This window comes from Kitasatospora hibisci (genome assembly GCF_043950205.1).
Taxonomy (GTDB): domain Bacteria; phylum Actinomycetota; class Actinomycetes; order Streptomycetales; family Streptomycetaceae; genus Kitasatospora; species Kitasatospora hibisci.
Window position 1 is genome coordinate 7,970,552 of the sequence record NZ_CP171642.1, and the last position, 16,476, is coordinate 7,987,027.

A 16,476-nucleotide genomic window follows, 5' to 3' on the forward strand; every position below is an offset into this window, starting at 1 on the left:
ATTGGCTGAAATTGGCGTGTCGCGGAGCACTGGCAGGACAGCGCCATGGTGACATGTAAGTACCCCTGCATCACCGCCGTTACCGATTTCACCGAAGGATGACATGACAGACTCGCACTGCCTGACCTGCGCGTTTACTCCCGATGGGAGAACCTGGCCCGCCTCCCTGGAGGCCGCAGGCCTCGCCGTGGATGGTCACGAAGCATTGGTCAGCGCACCCGTGAGAGATCCGTCGGTTACCTACGCCCAAATGAACGACACTGGACTGGTTTCCCTGGCCTACCGACTTCCTCCGGATGGCCTCAGCAATGACCAGCGAAGCCACGCACTGGATGCCCTTGAGACGTATCTGACTGACAAGCGGGCACACATGTTGGGCTACCAGGTTAACCAAGATATGAACCACTATCGGGAGACTTTGTCCCGATTCATGATCAACCACCTGAACAACATTGGCGACCCCTTTCAAAGTGGCTGCTATAAACCAAACACGAAGCTGGTGGAGCGGGCGGTACTGGACTACTATGCGTCACTCTGGAGAGCCCGCTGGCCGCATGACCCGAGCGACCGGGAGTCGTATTGGGGCTACATGCTTTCGATGGGCTCCACTGAGGGCAACATGTACGGATTGTGGAACGCTCGTGACTACCTCTCCGGTCGGGCACTGATCAATGACCCTCGCTTGGAAGAAGATAGCGGCCTATCCGTTCAGGTCAAGCAGGATGGGGCCAACCGAAACGCCTACCGGCCTGTGGCATTCTTTTCCGAGGATACTCACTACTCCCTGACCAAAGCTGTCCGAGTGCTGAATATCGAGACATTCCACGCCGTAGGCGAGGCGGAATATCCTGACGACTGCCCGCTGCGCGACCGAAACAATAATCGGCTGAGCAGATGGCCGACAGAAGTTCCCTCCAAGCCGGGCATGTCTGGCTCCTCTGCTGACGGACCGGGTGATATCGATCCCGACGCCCTGGCGACCCTGGTGGACTTCTTTGCAAGTAAGGGCCACCCGATCCTGGTGAGTCTCAATTTTGGCAGCACATTCAAAGGTGCTCACGACGACGTGCGCACTGTTTGCGAGAGACTGCTGCCGATTTTCCATAGATATGACATGCTTGAGCGTGAATTGCATTACGGGAATCACGCTGAACGTCGCCGAGGATTCTGGATTCACGTGGACGGTGCCCTGGGTGCGGGCTATGCACCATTCATGCGCATGGCGGCGTCTAATCCAGACTACGGCTACACACCAGAGGTTCCTATCCCTGAATTCGACTTCGGGCTACGCGTACCCCTCGAGGGGCATGGCGAAATTGATATGGTTTCCTCTATCGCAATGAGCGGCCACAAATGGCCTGGCACCCCATGGCCGTGCGGCATTTTCATGACTAAGGTCAAGTATCAGGTGCGTCCTCCAACGAGTCCGGAATACATCGGCTCTCCGGATACTACCTTCGCGGGGTCCCGTAATGGCTTCTCTCCATTGTTGCTCTGGGATTACCTCTCGCGCCATCCTTACCGCGCACAGGTGAAATCGATCGAGAGGGCACAGAAACTAGCACAGTATCTGAAGGAGCAACTGGAGACATTGGAGGACCCCCCGGGAAGCATGTGGGTGGCGCGCACCCCGGGGGCGCTAACTGTCCGGTTCCGGCGCCCCGTCGATCAGCTCATCTCCAAATGGTCATTGTCTCCGGAGACGGTATACATTACCTCGGGCGGCAGAAAGATCGGGCGTGACTATGCGCACGCTTTCGTGATGGCCGGCACCACTAGGCAGCAGATCGACGAACTGATCGAAGACCTTCGCGCCACCGGCTACCCAGAGCCACTCAAGCGGGCATTTGCCACGCAGGCCCCTACACCCGAGCCTGCTCCGGAGGTATTGGACAATGCCGCACGTCTCGCTGCTGTGCCGTGGAGCGGTCGGGGCTTCGAGTGATCGATGTCGGTGTGAACCGAGATTTCGGTTGCCGATGCCCAGTCTGGGATCGGTCCGGGATTAACTAGCGGGATCGGCCAGGCGCCACGGTTTCCGATGCCCGGTGGCGGACCACGTCTGAACCGTGCTGGGCGGTCTCTGGCCAGTTCTGGCGCTGTCGCCAACGCACCCGCCTCATCGGTGTTTGAGGGGACCTGGCACCCGATCAGGTGCGCCCGGTCGGGACGGCCTAACCCTCGAATTTCGCGGGCCGGTTGCCACCTCCGCGGCAGGGCCAAGGCGTCATGACAAGGTCGCGGACTACCCTCGACCACATGTCGCCCCCCAAGCGCCATCACTTCGTCCCGCAGTCCTACCTGGCACGCTTCGGTCTCGATGACCAGGTCCGGGTCAGGCGGCGCGGCAGCGCGGACCCCTACACGACCAATGTCATCAACGTCGCCGTCCGAGGCGGCTTCTACACCACCGTCTCGTCGGACGGCACCACTTCCACCTCCGTCGAGGAGAAGCTCTCTCACCTGGACGATGCCGGAGTCCAGGTCATGCGCGAGATCGACCGCACCGGTCGGCTGCCGACTCCGGGGAGCGACGATCGGGAGGTGCTGTGCCTTTATCTCGCTGTCCAGATGAACCGGACGCCGGAAAAGCGCACGGTAGTGCTCTTCCCCGAGGCCGTGAAAGCGTACGCGGGAGACCGGCCTCTCGATCGCACCCTGGTCGCGGAGTATCTCGAGCGTGACCACCTCGGTTTCGCTCCGCAGCCCACCGAGGTCGAAGGCGCGTTGAGTTGGCTTCAAGGGGTGAGCGCGTACGGCGTCCCCTCCCAGAACGACGCGATCTCTGCGACTTTGGGGACGGTCGCCGAGCTTGTGCCGCATTTCCGCGGCAGGCATTGGCAACTAGAGATCTCCCACAACGCCGACTTCCTCACCTCAGACTCCCCTCTCGTCCTGTGGAAGCCGAACTCCAAGGAGGACGCCTACAAGGGCTTCGGACTCATGGACGCCCATCAGATCAGGTTCCCTCTGGACCCGCGCAAGCAACTGGTACTCACCCGCGGCACGGGCACATCGGTGGCAGATGTCAGCCCGAGGCGGGTTGAAAGGTGCAACGCAGACCTGGCCGACACCTGCGAGCAGGTCATCGTCGGACATCCCCACCGGCCTATCTGGCAAGACAAGGTGGACCTCAGGGAACGCGGCCCAAGACTGCGCTTCAACCAGGCACCGGGCTTCCAAGTCGGCCCGAACGGCCGTCGCGAACCGATGGGCGACATAATCCACCACTGGACCAGCCGTCGCTGATGCGGGCCCCCAGTCGCCTCCTTCCTCCTGGAGGATGGTCAACCACTGTCAAACGGCCTCACAGCGTGCCCTGGGGCGACGCTTGGTGGCTGTCGCCCACGCAGGGCATGAGCTTTCTCAGGTTGTGGGCTTGATCAGGTCGAGTGCGTGGTCGGGGCGTGACCTGTAGTGATCGACTGCCGCGGCGTGGTTGTGCCAGCCGGCGAGCTCGGCGAGCGCGAGGGCGGTGTTGCGCAGACCGGCCATGATGCGGGGTGCGCTGCCGGTGCGGATCTTGGAGGCGTCCTCGCGGAGGGTGACGTCACGCAGGTGGTGCAGGGCCTCGACGCCCCAGTGTTCGCGTACGTGTTCGGCGAGGTGGGCGGCCGTGGCCTCGTGCATCGTCAGGTCGGTGAGCGCGTAGATGCGTTCGACGGTGAGTTTGCCGGTGCTCAGGACGCGACGGCGGCGCACGATCTGCAGGACCTGGTCGGCGTGGGGGAAGGGAAGGTCGGGGACGGTGGCGGCCTTCAGGCGGCGGATCTCGTCGCGGCCGTGAGCGATGGCGCGGGTCTTGTCCATGAGCGGGACCTCACTCCAGGGGAGCTTCTTCAACTGGGCGTGCAGGGTGGGGTGGTTGCCCTTGATCAGGGCGATGTAGTGCGCGTTCTTCTCCTCGACCAGGAAGCGGGCGTGGTCGTGCTGGGTGAGCAGGGCATCGAAGGTGACGACCTTGTCCGCCAGGTCGAGGGGTCCGAGGAGCGGGCGGAACGCGGTGATCTCGTTGCTCTTGGAGTCGACCTGCCGCTGGGCGATGACGGCGCGGGTGCCGTGGATCGACGCGGCGAGCAGGTGGACGGCCCGGCGCTCGCGGGTTCGCGAGCCGCGCAAGGTCTTGCCGTCGACCGAGACCGCGTCCCGTTTGACCGGTGCGTCTGCCGGGACTGGGCCGGTGAGTGGGTCGGTGTGCTGCAGTTGCAGCCAGGCGCCCAGTGCCGCGTCGAGCGCGTCGCCGTCGAGGCGGGCGAGGAGGCGGGCCAGTGTGCTGGTGCGCGGGATGCCGCGGACCAGGCCGATGCGCTCGCGCAGCACCGGGTCGAGGCCGGCGGCGAAGCGGACGATGGCGGCCCAGGTGGACGCCCCGGCCATTACCGCGGTGGCGCACAGCACGAGCAGGGCGCCCAGTCGGTAGCGGCGCCCCCGCGTGCGGCGCGGGTCCGGCAGGCGGTCCAGGACCTCGGCCAGGGTGATCAGGCGCTCGGCGTCGCCGGTCAGATCGCCCGGCATGTGGTCCTGGTGGCGGGTGACGGTGGAGATCAGGGAGGATGGCATGCAGACGCGGCTTCGGTTGTGATCAACGGCTTCGACACCTTGATCATCCGGAGCCGCGTCCCGTTTCACCACACCGGCGAAGCGGACAACCCTCCTACTTCGTCACAACTGTGACGTCTCGTCACCCGAGAACGCTCGCGCCCTGGTCGCCCACGGAACTTCATCTCGGGCGGCAGGCTCTGGATCTCCCGGCCAGCACCCCGCGTGCGGGGTCTGCCATGCTCCGTTAGCGTTGATCAGGGGACCAAGAGCGGTAGCCGAGCCCGCCCGCTTCCTGCAAAAGCGGCCGGAATGTCGCGTTCGAACACGCCCGCACAGGGCTCTCTGTTCCGACGAGCATCTCTAGGGGGATTTGCCATGGAATCTGAGCGACGTGGGCCGCCAGACAAGTCAGCGAAGCGCTTCTCGATCTTCGGTCCAAACGATGACAGCCGCGTTCCGGGCGAGGCGCTGGTCGAGCTGAAGCCTGAAGCGGCACGCAGAGTAACGGTGTCCATTCCCGACGCGTCGATGCTGGAAGGGACTGGGGTCAAGCAGCTGGGCCTGCCTGATCTTGATGAGGCCCTTCAAGACATCCACGTGCGATCAATCTCTCACCTGTATCTTCCGTCCCCGCCGACACTGGCCGGACATACGTTCGTGGCTGAAGTTGGAGAGGAATCTCACTTTCGCATCCAATACGACCCCGCCACCTCCATTGACGAAGCCCTGGCCACTTTGACCAAAAAGGGTAACCGGGACGTTCTCTCGGCTGAACCGAACCACTGGCGCCAGGGCATGACGGCTGGCAGTCGCCACGGTTCCCACCACCCGCGCCAGTGGGGACTACCAAAGATCGACTGTCCCACGGCCTGGCAACGGACCATCGGTGATGCCAACGTCGTGGTGGCTGTGCTCGATACCGGCGTGGACCTCAATCATCCGGACTTGCGACCCCATCTCGTGGCGGGGAAGAACTGCGTCGCTTTCGACGTGCGCCCGACACCGCCAGACGGTTACGTGCTTTTGGGTAACTACACAGGTGCCTCCGGTCCGCCGGAGGACGAAGTGGGTCACGGTACCCATGTGGCTGGGACGATCTCCTGTGAGCGCACCAGCATGGATGGCGTGGCAGGCGTGACGTGGAGGTGCGGCCTAATGCCCGTGCGCGTGCTTGCCCGCGCGTACGAGCAGAGCACGCGCGAAGTGGTACCTCTAGGCACCGGCGCCGACACCGCCCGGGGCATCAGGTGGGCGGTAAATAACGGCGCCAAGATCGTGAACATGAGTCTGGGGGACTACGACGTGAACCCCAGCGAACGCAGCTCAATCGAATACGCAGTGCAGCGCAATGTCGTCGTGGTCGCGGCAGTCGGGAACGATGGAAGGTCTGACCCTACGTATCCGGCAGCGCTACCCGGTGTCATCGCGGTGGCAGCAACGGAACCACAAAGCCAACTGGCATCGTTCTCCAACTTCGGTGACCATGTAAGCGTCTGTGCGCCCGGCGTCAAGATCCGGAGCACGTACTGGGGAGGCGGTTCATACACTGAACTAAGTGGTACATCGACGGCATCACCTCACGTCACCGGAGTAGCCGCGTTGCTCCTGTCACTCAACCTAGGCTTGACGGCATCAGACGTAACCCAGATCATCCTGGGGACGGCAACACCGTTGCGCAAGCAACCCGCCGATCCGGTCCCAAACCCGACCTTTGGGCGGGGACTGGTCAACGCTGAAGCGGCACTGCAACGAGCGCTGGGGCTTTAGACGCTCCATCTGCTGGGCAAAAGCGCCCTGTAAGTCCGAGCTGTGTCGCGGCAAGCACTACCAGCGACTGGTCAGGAGCATCCCATGGCTGTGCGTATCGTCGTCGAACTGACGGCCGGAGCTGACTGGCAGGAAACCGCAGAACGACTGCGGAGTGCAGCAGGCACGGACGGGGTGCTCCCCCCAACCGAGGAGATGACCGAGAGCATGATCGCGCTCTTCCCAGCGGAGACGGACCCCAGCGAAGCGGCCGAACGAGCTCGCGCTGTTCCAGGCATCGACGCCGCCTATCCCGACACCTGGAAGTTTGCGCACACCCTGAGTGTTCCCGCCGACCAGTAGTGCGCCGGTCTCGTTCTCCGAGGCCTCGGCTGGCTGGATGGTCGACACGAAGGGGCGGGGGCGTCGCGCGTTTTTGTTCCCAGAAGTGCGAGGCAGCCCGCGCAGGTGGGCGAGGTCGAGGTCCTCGATGGTCTTGATGGCGGGGAAACGGGCGGCCCGGATGCGGCCCTCTCCGCCGTGGCTGTCGCGGGCGGCGACCTCGCGCTGCAGGCAGGCGACGAGGTATTCGAGGTGGGGCCAGGACTCGGCCTGGGCGCGTTCGGCCAGGCGCTCGGCGGCATCCAGCAGGGCGGGTGCCTTCATTGCGCGGGCGAGGAAGACGAGGTCGGCGGTGGTCTGCCGACCGGTGCGGGCGGTGCGTGCCTCGTGGTGGACGGTCGCTCTTGGCGGTGGTGGTGTTCTGACTGGTGGGGGCGGTGGTTGGGGTCATCGGGGGGTCCTCTTTCCGGCTCCGCCCTCGATGAGGGTGAAGATACGGTCGTAGGTGGCCAGCTCGCGCTGTTCGACCTCGACGCCGAGGCCGTCGGGTGCCAGGAGCGCGGCCTGGGCGATGCGTGCGTGGGCGGTCCGTTGCTGCCAGACCTCTCGCGCAGGTGCCGGGCCGCGATGACATGCTCGGGGCCGGTGATCGACTGGTGGCGGGCCCAGCAGCGGGCATGGCGGGCCGCCACGTCCTCGCCGCAGGTCACGGTGATCTCCTCGGTGACCGCCCGGACGGTGATCAGGCGGCTGATCGCATGGGGGTGGACGGAGTAGTCGTTGGTGTCCACGCGGATGTAGTGGTCGCGGCCCAGACAGGTGCGAAGCGGCTACCAGGTCGGCGGGTCGACGGGCGGGATGGCCAGCATGGCCGCCCGGTCTGCCTCCCACCGGTCGAGGGGCCGGGCGTCGATCATGCGGTCCCGACGACGGTTGGCGTTCTGCAGCCAGGCCAGCTGGGTGTTGAAGTCGCCCGGGCCGGCGAAGGTCCGGCCGGGCAGGAAGCTGGTCTCCATGTAGCCGTTGGCCCGCTCCACCGGGCCCTTCGCCTCGGGATCATCCCGGGGCCGGCAGAAGTGGATCCTGGTGGCGAGCAGGCCCGCGAGGGCGGCGGACTCGCTGGTCGGCCAGCCCCTGCCGACGCCCGGCTCGTTATCCCAGACCAGCGTCTTCGGGACGGCGCCCCAGCCGGTCAGCAGCCGCCAGTGCCCGTCGATCAGATCGTTGGTCTGCCGCGAGGGCAGCATCCTGGCGGTGATCATCCCGGAGTAACCGGAGACGATGACCAGCACCGGCGGACGGCCACCCTGGCCGTAGCCGAGCGGGATGTCCGCCTCCGGGAACCACAGATCGCACTGGGCCAGCCCGCCGGGCTCGTAGACCGTCCGCGAGACCAGGTCAACGGGAAGGTAGGTTGGTCTCAGCTCGCGCACCCGCTCCCGCAGGTCGTTAGCCGCCGCTCCCAGCCGATTCGCTCGGCGATCACCGTGACCGGCATCGTCGGGGTCTGCTGCAGCAGCTCGCGCACCGCCGGCTCCACCGCGTCCACCGCCGAGCCCTTCAACGGCCGCTGGTAGACCGGCCGCCGGTCCGAGCCCAGGGCCCGCGCCACCGTGCCCTGGGATATCCCCAGCTGCCGGGCCACAGCCCGTGCCGACAACCCCTCGGCCCGATGCCAGACCATCCGTGCCGCGACAAGGCTTGAGCGTCTGGCCACCGCCCCGTGTGACCTGCAGGGCCGACGGTCCGCACCTTGAAGTTGTCCGAGTCCGGGATGAGAGCACCATCGTCCAGCGTTGCCCGATGCGGGGGAATCGGGGCCCTCGTGTTGACCAATCGGAGTAGTCTCGGCGAGCCAGATACGTCGCGCCGACCGCTGACGCCGCCGGCTTAGGGCTCCCCCCTGCCAAGGAGATGTGTCGCTCACGATGGAGAAGTTCGACCACGAGGACGAGGCCCTGCAGGATCTTATCGCGGCTCTGGCTGCAGGCGGCCGCCATGCTGCCCTGACGGCGCATCCCGACCGCGATGCGTCTCATCCGCTGACGGTGGATGGGATCCTGCTGGTCGACGGCGTCGAGTGGGCTGTCGATCACTGCCTTCTGTCTCAGGACAGCCGGCTCATCCCAGCCATCGACTCGATCGACGAGAAGCTGAGGGCGGGCCTGGAGGCCGTCGTACAGGAGTACAAGTGCGCGTTGGTGGTCTCCGTCCAGCCGCAGGACGGCAAGCTTGGGCGAGCCCGAAGTGACGCCTACGTCCAGTCGGTCATTGACCAGGCCCGGAACGCGGCCAAAACTGGTCAGGACCAGTACGGCGACGACGGCTTCACCTCAACGCAGATCATCGCTGACGCTCCGGTGGGGATCGACCTGATCCCCTTCATGAACATCACCAGCAACGCGCGCCTTGACTCTCAGATCGCTCAGGGAATCGGGGCGGCCCTAGAGAAGAAGCTGACCAAGCAGCTCAAGAACGCCAAGGATGCGGGCTTCCCAGTGATGCTCCTCCTGGACCAGCGCCCCCGTCCGGGGGCCAGAAACGGGACCGTCTGGCAGGTTGGACACGGCAACACGGTTCTCGCGGCGGTGCAGCCCGTGCTGGACTTGCACCCAGGTGTCGTTGACCTGCTCTGGTATCGCCCCTTGGGTGGTGGTCCGGTCGAACTCTTGGTGGGGGAACTTCCCTCGACGAGTGTGTGACGAGGGCTGCGCGACCTGTAACGGGCTCCGCGCAGTGTCACGATGTCCTTCAGCAGACCGGCGCCGCCGGGTAGCTGCGGGCTGGAACCCACCGCCCCGAGCGCGAGGGTCGGGACGAGTTGATGTGTTGTCACTGCGATGTGCTGCAGCTGGCGAAGGCTTCGCTCTCTTCGCGGAGCACCTCGTCGACAGAGACACCTAGCCCCAGGTCGCGGTCGCAGGCCGTGGCCAGGCGGGTGGCGTACCGGTCAATCCGTCGGGCGGAGTCTCAGGCTTCCACCTACCGGGGAAGTCGGCCTGACGAGCCGATGGATACTTAGAGTCAGACTCCTTCCCCCTCCTTCCGCGCTGAGGCGCAGGGCCCTCAGGATTGGGGAGTGGAGGTACTCAGCCTCCGTGACTGCGCTCCACACGAGGACCTCTATGGGCGAGGGATTGCTTTGCTCCCGCAACGTACGGAGCTTGCGGAGGTCCTGGCACATCGCGTAGTGGTGATCTGCGGGTAGGTGCCACTGGGCCATCAGTCGTCGGCGCTTGACGTAGTCGACGCGGGCGTCGCTTTCATCCAGTTCCTGGGCGATGTGGTCCACGACGTTTTCGAAGATGGGCCACAGGCTGTCCGGGGCGAATGCGCGACCCAGGACGTTGAGGGTCTGCCTGGCACTGTTTTCGGGAATGGCCAGGGCTGTTGCACACTGACGCCAGGTTCCGCCGGAGATCAGCTCCGCGAGCCGGAGCGATGCGGCACGGCGCAAGTAGCGTTGCATCTCGTAGGTGACGGATGGCAGCCGCTCGGTGAGTGGCGCGAAGTGGGTGTCGAAGAGAGCTCGGGGCAGGGCCGGTGGGACCTCTTCGACACGGTACCTGTGAGAGGTCGGCACTGCGCGAGGGTTCGTCCTGTTGGAGTGGCCGTAGACTCGGCGAGCTGCGGCTCGCGCGAGGGTTACGGAGATGTCAGGGGCACCGAGCATCTTGCTGACGTAGTTCATGTGTCGGAAGATTTCAAGTCCAGTGAGACGGTCGTGATGCTATGAGGTTTGTGGTGCGGGTTGGCTGCGCTTGGCGGGGTCGTTGATCCATGCCGTCTTCGGGATCTCGGGTGGTCTGGGGCGGCGGCCGAAGCGTTCGGGGTGGCGCGCGTAGGCCTCGGAGAGGGTGATGGCCCGCTGGTCGCGGATCTCCTCGGCGGTGCCGAAGTGGACGCTGGCGGGTGTGTGAAGTCCGATGCCCGAGTGCCGGTGTTCGTGGTTGTAGTACGCGATGAAGGCGTCGAACCATTCGCGGGCGTGGGCGAGGGAGTCGAATCGCTCGGGGTAGTCGGACATGTACTTGGTGGTCTTGAACTGGGCCTCGCTGTAGGGGTTGTCGTTGGAGACCTTGGGGCGCGAGTGGCTCCTGGTGACGCCGAGGTCGATCAGCAGCTGGGAGACTTTCTTGGAGGTCATCGAGGTGCCCCGGTCGGCGTGCACGGTCTCGGGGACGATGCCGTTGCGTGCGATGGTCTCGCGGATCAGCTCCTCGGCTCGTTCGGCTGATTCGGCCGCCTCGACGGTGTGGCCGACGATGTAGCGGCTGAAGATGTCGATGATGACGTAGGCGTGGTACCAGATGCCCTTGCGGGGGCCGGCCGCTTTGGTGATGTCCCAGGTGAAGACCTGGGAGGGGCCGTCGGCGACCAGTTCGGGCACCGTCTTGGCCGGGTGGGTGGCCTGGCGGCGGCGCTCACCGGACTGGCCGCGCTCGCGCAGGATCCGGTACATCGTGGAGACCGAGCAGTGGTAGCGCCCGGTGTCCAGTTCGCGGGCCCAGATCTGCGCGGGTGGCAGTTCGGCGTACTCGGGGCTGTTCATCAACTTCAGGACCGCGTCACGCTCTTCGGCCGTCAGGGCGGAGGGTTGGACCTGCGGGGACCTGGGCTTGCGCGGGGGTGGCGGTTTCAGTCTGCGGTAGTGGGTGGCCCGGGAGCGGCCGGTCAGCCGGCACGCGGCCGTGGTGCCCAACTGGTGTTCGATGGCGGTGAACGCCTCGTCCACGACGGGGTCGGCGGCGTGCGTCAGTCCGCGCTCTCGGAGATCATTTCCAAGAGCGCCGACGCTTTTCCCAGGACCTCCAGCGCGGCCTTGTTCCGGGCGAGCTCCCTCTCCAGCCGTTCCACCTGGCGGCGCAGCTTCTCGTTCTCCGCCTCGGTGGCGGACTTCTTCGGGCGGGCCGGGCTCGTGCGGCGGTCGACCAGGTTCTCCAGGGCCCCGGCGTCGCGCGCGGCCCGCCACTCGGTGACGTGGGAGTGGTAGAGGCGCTCGCGGCGCAGGACCGCGCCCTTCTCGCCCTCGGGCGCGGCGTCGTACTCGGCGACGATCCGCAGCTTGTACTCGGGCGTGAAGGTGCGGCGCTTCGGCCGGGGAGCCGGGTCGGACGCGGACGGCTTGGTGCTGGTCATCAGGGGTGGAACTCCTACTCGGGCCCTCTCAGGCTAACCCGACAAAGCGGGACGTCTCACCCAAGGCTGACAGAGAGGGTGTCGCCCGTATGCCTCGCGGGCCAGTGGCTGGACGCGCTCGTGCAGCGAGGTGAGGTCCCGATCGCCGAGCAGATTGTGGGCCGCGAGGAGGAGTGCTCCGCATTGAGCGGAGTCGGTAGGGGCGGGCCTGGTCTCGATATGCCTGCTGTCGGCTGATGCGCCCCGCTGTGTCGTGGCGAGCTCTGTGATGGGTGCGCAGTGCTCGTCGACCAAAGCGGTCAGAGCCGCTGACGGTAGAAGCGATGCACCGGCAGGCCAGCTGAGTTTGATCAGATGCGTTGCCATGACCGGGTCGGGGAAGAACGAAGGGTCAGCAGGCTGGCAGTCCCCGACAGGCTGGTCGGTTGCAGTCAAAAGCTGGTCCAAGCGCTGCTGGAGGGCAAGTAACCGGTCGAGGTCCTCGGAGCCCAGGGCACTGTCGCGGTCGGGATTCTCATCGAGTCGCGCACCGCATGCGGCTTCCGCTCTGAAGGTGCGCTTGCGAATCTGGTCGGCGACAAGGATGTGGCGGCACTGCAGCGGGTGGAGACCCGCAAGACGCGGGCGCTTGATCAGTCCAATTCCCCCAGAACCTTTCGTGTTGACCGGGTTCGAGCAGGATGGGCACACGGATCGCAGGAGGCTATGGTGCTGCGGGCAGGCGAAGACGACCGGCAGGTGCCAGCGGGTCTTCCAAGCGCCACCGAAAGCAGCCTGAACAGGGCTGCCGTCACCTCGAAGACATGCGGGACAGAACCTGCTGGAAGGGTTCATAGCCCAGTTCACCAGTGCCCTGCGTCCCGTGACTGCGGCGTCCGTCCGGACCCGCTGTAGCAGAGGGTAGGACGACGCGAACCGGCGCATGGTCAGGGCGTCGACCTCCTGCGAGCTGAGCCGTGCAGCATGCGAGAACCGCACGGCCACCTCGTCGGGCAGGTCACGCAAATACCCGTACCCAATGCTTGTTCGACGGCTGCCCAGTCCGCACAGATCGGCTACGCGCCAGGGCGAGCGCTCCAGGCGGTGCGCGAGGCGGAGCAGGAAGCCGACCAACGACTCCTCATGAAGCGGAGCCAGACTGCGGGGGAGCCCCGGCGATGTCAAATGGGTCATCCGGCGGACTCCGCAGCGGGGCCATCGTCGTCGAAGACGGTGTTGCGGCCCTTCTTCCTCCGTTTCGGCGGGACTGGAGGTATCAGTGGCTGCTCGCCCGATCCGGCGTCCAGGTCGGGCAGGTCGGTGGGACTGAGCGTGCACTGGCCGAGCCCGTCGATGGTGAGATGCTCTACACCGCTTTGGATAGCTTGACGGCATCCGGTCTGGATGAGTTTCTCCAGCAGTCCGACCACGCCGTTGGTGCGCCGGAACAGGTACTCGGGCATGCCACCTGTGGTGAGCATTCCATCGGTGTCGCTCAGCAGCCGCAGACAGCCTTCCAAACTCCTCAGGTGAGCGGTCCAAGCGGCAATCTGCTCGGGGGTGTCGTAGCTGAAGGGGGCGAGGTCGATCAGCTCGAAGCGGCGTTCGTGCTGGGTCGCGGCATGTGCGTTGGGGCTGCGGCCTCGGTCCTTGACTGGCGGGAAGAGCCATTGCTTGGTGACCGGGTCCCGCCGGCCGTCACGTAGCAGCCCGGAGGTGGGAATGCCGACGCCAACGAGGATCAAGGTGACGGGCATGCTCATCATCTCGCGGATGAGGTCGAGGACGTCCTGATCGGCCTCGCGGTGGAGCTTCAGCCTCGTGATGTCGTCGATGACAAGCGCCTTGGTGGCGTGGTCGACGATCGCGCTGTTCACTGTGCGGACCAGGTCCTCAAGGCGCATACCCTTGTGGTCCTCGCCGTAGAAGTCGAGGATGCGCTGGCAGGTGGAGATCGGGGTTGCCTTGACTGGGCAGCGCACATAGGCCACCGGAGCGAGGAGGTCTCGCGTGCCGGGCATCGCGTCCGGGTTGATCTGCTGGTTCAGCGTCAGCCACTCGTCCTCGAAGCCCGCCAGGGCCTCGCACACTGTCTCGGTCTTTCCCTGGGCACCACCGCCGTTGACCATCACACCGGTGCGTGTGCCGGACTTGTGACTGAAGGCGCCGTCCTCGATCCGCGCGCGGACCAGCCAGGCCACGGCCTCGCTCATCGGGGTGGCTTGCACCGGCAGGCTGCTGTGGGTCGCCAAGCGGTGCAGGTCGTAGATGCGGCGCTGACGCGGGCTCATCCGGGCGTAGTCGGCCGGCAAAAGTATCGGAGCGGGAACGAAGCTGTCCCGGGTCCGGCGCCATCGCTGCCAGCTCTCCCAGCGGGTGCGGTCCAGCGGCGGCCCGGGCAGGAATGACGCCCCGTTCGACGATGGTGGTGTGCTCTCGCTCCGGCTCACAGCTTCCCCTCGGCGTCATCGCTGTCCTCTTCGTCCGGCAGGGTGAGCAGGCTGCGTTCGCGCAGCCGCTGGGCGAGCGCGGGGGACGGGGCAGGCCGTCCCCGCACGGTGTCCTCGCGCCGTCGGCGGCGCTCGTCGTCCACCGCGCTCTGCCCCTGCCGAGCCCGCTCGCGCCACCGCAGTGGCACCACGTTGTCCTCCTCAACCGGTCGCTTCGACTCTTCGCCGGTCGTGGCCGGAGCGCTCACGGCGTCGGCCGGGCGGTCGGCCGCCGCAGCGGCGGCCTGGGCCATCTCGCGGGCATGCTCGACGCGTTGGGTCTTCGTCAGCCGCGTCGGCCACTGCTCGACCGGAATGTTGCCGCCGACGAGTTCCAGCAGCAGCGGCAGCAGTTCGGCATCCGACTTCGGGGCCAGCCCACGGCTGCGGACCTCGCGCAGCACCTCGCGCACCCGCGCGTCGCTGAACGCGGGCACCTGCCCCTCGTCCGGAAGGCCAGTCCAACGCAGGGTGTGCCAGTCGTGGGTGCGTGGGTCTTGGAAGAACACGAAGCATGGATCGCGCGGGTCACGGTGGAAGACGTACTTGTTCTTGGCCACCCCACCGCGCCGAGAGAGCTGATGCCGGTAGTCCTCCAGGGCGTCGCCGTCGTACCAGAGATTCTTGATCTTCACTCCGCGCCTGCCGTGGATCATCACCCGGTGCGTGGGCAGCAGCTGGTAATACAGCTCGGCCGGCGGGATTTGCAGCGCGAACCCGCCCTGGGCCATCGACGCCGCGAACAGGCTGTTTGGGCTGTGGTCCCCGGCGGGATCCCAGCTGGGCGCGTACGCCCCGAAGCGTCTGTTCTGCCAGATCCGGACGACCCAGGTGGCGATCAGGTGCTCCATCTGCGCCACCGTCAGGCACGCGTCCGCCTCCGGGTCCACGCCGCGGTCAGCGGCGTCCACCCCTTGGTAGCCGGGCAGGATGCGGAACAGCAATGACTGTATGGCGCCAAATGCCCGCTCCACGGCCTGCTTGTCGGTAGGGCGAAGGACGCGGGCGGGCCGGATGTTCGCCCCGATCACCCGCTGGACCTCGATCAGATGGTGATTCTTGTAGACCGAGCCGTGGTCCGTGGTGACGGTCTCGGGGGCGAAGAAGGGCAGACCGGCGACCTTGTGCCCGGCGAAGTCGGCCACCAGGGTGGCCGGGACGCCGGGGTAAGCCCACTCCATCTCCTCGCCCCAATCCGGCCGCATCGGCAGGGGCATCATCACGTCCCGCAGCACCATTGCTACGTCGATCGAGGTGTCGGAGACCAGCGTGAGCCGGAACGCCACGATCGAATGTGTGTACACGTCCAAGGCCAGAGTCAGATGGACAGACACCGGGTCACCGAAGACGTCCTCGCGCACCTTGACCGGTAGGATCGTGGTGTCCAGCGCCACCACCTGGCCCGGCCGGTGCACCACGACGTGCCTGCCGGTCGCCACCTCCTGTGCGCGGGCGGCCGAGCGCACGTAACGTTGGCGCGCTCCCGTGGAGCCGAACCACTCGCGCCACACCACCCGCAGCGTCTCGTAGCTGGGGACCGGCTCGTCGGGGCCGAAGGTCTCCCGGACGTACTGGTGGATCAGGCGCTCGCGGTCCTTCGCGCTGAGTTTGGAGCGGTGCAGCGTCTCCGCGCGGACGGCGAACAGCGCCTCTCGGACCGCCGGCGAGATCCGGCGTCCGGTCGCCTCGCGTAGCCACCGGTCGTCCGCGCAGCCGATCGGACCGAACCGGCGGCGGTCCATGTCCCAGCGGATCAGCGTCCGGTAGCCCGCCTGCTTCAGGCTCAGCGCGGCGGCCTGGTCCGGGTCTTGGGCTGCCGTCTGTCGCAGTTCCTCCGCCTTGGCCTGTCGGCGCTGTGTCAAGGTCGTAGTGTCCGGGTCGTACTGCGGACGTGGTTCGCCCGGCGCCGACAGGTGCGGGTCGCCGCTCCGGTAGCCGGTCTCGGCCTCTCGCAGGTGCGCGAGCCGAAGCAGAGTCAATCTTTGCTTCTCCGGCGTCAGGTCTGTCATGGCCTTGGGCTGTCGACCCCGGCTCGCGGCCGGCAAGTCCTTGCGTGTCCGGGTGGAGGGTCGGCAACTGGGGTGATGCATCAACTGCCGTACCGATGTGAGCCATGGGGTTCCCTCGGGCCGGACCAGGACGACTTTGCCCACCTGGGGCTCGAATGCCTCCACCGTCCACTCGGCGCCGTTAACAATGAGCTCGCTCCCGGGCGACAGGTCCCAGGAGAGCATGGCAG

At 66.1% G+C, this 16,476-nt stretch carries 15 protein-coding genes and 1 pseudogene; 5 read left to right on the top strand and 11 right to left on the bottom strand.

Features of this window, described 5'->3' with window-relative positions; translation table 11 throughout:
* The first annotated feature begins 103 nt into the window (after positions 1-103).
* Positions 104-1,945, top strand: coding sequence for a histidine decarboxylase (locus tag ACF9IK_RS34535; protein ID WP_395298002.1), 1,842 nt, complete (start codon positions 104-106; stop codon positions 1,943-1,945).
* A gap of 314 nt (positions 1,946-2,259) precedes the next feature.
* Positions 2,260-3,249 (top strand): DUF4238 domain-containing protein, encoded by a 990-nt coding sequence (locus ACF9IK_RS34540; protein WP_395298003.1) that lies wholly within the window; start codon positions 2,260-2,262, stop codon positions 3,247-3,249.
* A gap of 117 nt (positions 3,250-3,366) precedes the next feature.
* On the opposite strand, the gene ACF9IK_RS34545 is transcribed toward ACF9IK_RS34540, so the two are convergent.
* Entirely contained in the window at positions 3,367-4,560 is a 1,194-nt protein-coding gene (locus tag ACF9IK_RS34545) for an ISAs1 family transposase (protein WP_395292209.1), read from the bottom strand.
* A gap of 357 nt (positions 4,561-4,917) precedes the next feature.
* Here ACF9IK_RS34545 and ACF9IK_RS34550 point away from each other — a divergent pair, with 357 nt between their 5' ends.
* Positions 4,918-6,309 carry a S8 family serine peptidase gene (locus ACF9IK_RS34550; protein ID WP_395298004.1) on the top strand — a complete coding sequence of 464 codons (1,392 nt, stop codon included), beginning with the start codon at positions 4,918-4,920 and terminating at the stop codon, positions 6,307-6,309.
* Positions 6,310-6,393: 84 nt separating this feature from the next.
* Positions 6,394-6,651, top strand: coding sequence for a hypothetical protein (locus ACF9IK_RS34555; RefSeq protein WP_395298803.1), 258 nt, complete (start codon positions 6,394-6,396; stop codon positions 6,649-6,651).
* A gap of 150 nt (positions 6,652-6,801) precedes the next feature.
* On the opposite strand, the pseudogene ACF9IK_RS34560 reads toward ACF9IK_RS34555, so the two are convergent.
* From ACF9IK_RS34560 to ACF9IK_RS34575, 4 genes and pseudogenes are all read right to left on the bottom strand, one after another.
* Positions 6,802-6,954 (bottom strand): annotated as a pseudogene (locus ACF9IK_RS34560) (IS21-like element ISAau2 family helper ATPase IstB); the annotation flags it as partial.
* A complete protein-coding gene (locus ACF9IK_RS34565; protein ID WP_395298005.1) occupies positions 6,951-7,421 on the bottom strand; it encodes a Mu transposase domain-containing protein in 471 nt (156 codons plus the stop codon). The gene ACF9IK_RS34565 and the pseudogene ACF9IK_RS34560, both read right to left, overlap by 4 nt.
* Positions 7,422-7,460: 39 nt before the next feature.
* Positions 7,461-8,063, bottom strand: a complete 603-nt coding sequence (locus ACF9IK_RS34570; RefSeq protein ID WP_395298006.1) for a hypothetical protein — start codon at positions 8,061-8,063, stop codon at positions 7,461-7,463.
* Positions 8,051-8,275, bottom strand: coding sequence for a hypothetical protein (locus ACF9IK_RS34575; RefSeq protein ID WP_395298007.1), 225 nt, complete (start codon positions 8,273-8,275; stop codon positions 8,051-8,053). Before ACF9IK_RS34575 ends, ACF9IK_RS34570 begins: the two co-directional genes overlap by 13 nt.
* A 283-nt stretch (positions 8,276-8,558) precedes the next feature.
* On the opposite strand from ACF9IK_RS34575, the gene ACF9IK_RS34580 reads away from it, so the two are divergent.
* Positions 8,559-9,332, top strand: a complete 774-nt coding sequence (locus tag ACF9IK_RS34580; RefSeq protein ID WP_395298008.1) for a hypothetical protein — start codon at positions 8,559-8,561, stop codon at positions 9,330-9,332.
* 248 nt (positions 9,333-9,580) lie between these two features.
* Here the strand turns inward: ACF9IK_RS34580 and ACF9IK_RS34585 are convergent, their stop codons facing one another.
* Genes ACF9IK_RS34585 through ACF9IK_RS34610 form a run of 6 tightly spaced genes read right to left on the bottom strand, consistent with a single transcriptional unit; the run spans position 9,581 to position 16,471 of the window.
* Positions 9,581-10,321 carry a hypothetical protein gene (locus ACF9IK_RS34585; RefSeq protein WP_395298009.1) on the bottom strand — a complete coding sequence of 247 codons (741 nt, stop codon included), beginning with the start codon at positions 10,319-10,321 and terminating at the stop codon, positions 9,581-9,583.
* A gap of 39 nt (positions 10,322-10,360) precedes the next feature.
* The gene (locus ACF9IK_RS34590) at positions 10,361-11,365 is read right to left on the bottom strand and encodes an IS3 family transposase (protein WP_395292217.1); all 1,005 of its coding nucleotides are present in this window, start codon (positions 11,363-11,365) and stop codon (positions 10,361-10,363) included.
* 20 nt (positions 11,366-11,385) lie between these two features.
* Positions 11,386-11,769 (bottom strand): transposase, encoded by a 384-nt coding sequence (locus ACF9IK_RS34595; protein WP_395295430.1) that lies wholly within the window; start codon positions 11,767-11,769, stop codon positions 11,386-11,388.
* Positions 11,770-11,802: 33 nt separating this feature from the next.
* Entirely contained in the window at positions 11,803-12,942 is a 1,140-nt protein-coding gene (locus ACF9IK_RS34600; RefSeq protein WP_395298010.1) for a TniQ family protein, read from the bottom strand.
* Positions 12,939-14,198 (bottom strand): AAA family ATPase, encoded by a 1,260-nt coding sequence (locus ACF9IK_RS34605; RefSeq protein ID WP_395298011.1) that lies wholly within the window; start codon positions 14,196-14,198, stop codon positions 12,939-12,941. The genes ACF9IK_RS34600 and ACF9IK_RS34605 overlap by 4 nt, the downstream gene beginning before the upstream one ends.
* Positions 14,195-16,471, bottom strand: a complete 2,277-nt coding sequence (locus ACF9IK_RS34610) for a transposase (protein ID WP_395298767.1) — start codon at positions 16,469-16,471, stop codon at positions 14,195-14,197. The genes ACF9IK_RS34605 and ACF9IK_RS34610 overlap by 4 nt, the downstream gene beginning before the upstream one ends.
* Positions 16,472-16,476 lie beyond the last annotated feature (5 nt).

Bases quoted from the DNA above. Each gene is read 5' to 3' on its own strand.
- ACF9IK_RS34555 (WP_395298803.1), top strand. From the start codon at position 6,394: ATGGCTGTGCGTATCGTCGTCGAACTGACGGCCGGAGCTGACTGGCAG.
- ACF9IK_RS34535 (WP_395298002.1), top strand. From the start codon at position 104: ATGACAGACTCGCACTGCCTGACCTGCGCGTTTACTCCCGATGGGAGA.
- ACF9IK_RS34540 (WP_395298003.1), top strand. From the start codon at position 2,260: ATGTCGCCCCCCAAGCGCCATCACTTCGTCCCGCAGTCCTACCTGGCA.
- ACF9IK_RS34545 (WP_395292209.1), bottom strand. From the start codon at position 4,560: ATGCCATCCTCCCTGATCTCCACCGTCACCCGCCACCAGGACCACATG.
- ACF9IK_RS34550 (WP_395298004.1), top strand. From the start codon at position 4,918: ATGGAATCTGAGCGACGTGGGCCGCCAGACAAGTCAGCGAAGCGCTTC.
- ACF9IK_RS34600 (WP_395298010.1), bottom strand. From the start codon at position 12,942: ATGACCCATTTGACATCGCCGGGGCTCCCCCGCAGTCTGGCTCCGCTT.
- ACF9IK_RS34585 (WP_395298009.1), bottom strand. From the start codon at position 10,321: ATGAACTACGTCAGCAAGATGCTCGGTGCCCCTGACATCTCCGTAACC.
- ACF9IK_RS34610 (WP_395298767.1), bottom strand. From the start codon at position 16,471: ATGCTCTCCTGGGACCTGTCGCCCGGGAGCGAGCTCATTGTTAACGGC.
- ACF9IK_RS34595 (WP_395295430.1), bottom strand. From the start codon at position 11,769: ATGACCAGCACCAAGCCGTCCGCGTCCGACCCGGCTCCCCGGCCGAAG.
- ACF9IK_RS34580 (WP_395298008.1), top strand. From the start codon at position 8,559: ATGGAGAAGTTCGACCACGAGGACGAGGCCCTGCAGGATCTTATCGCG.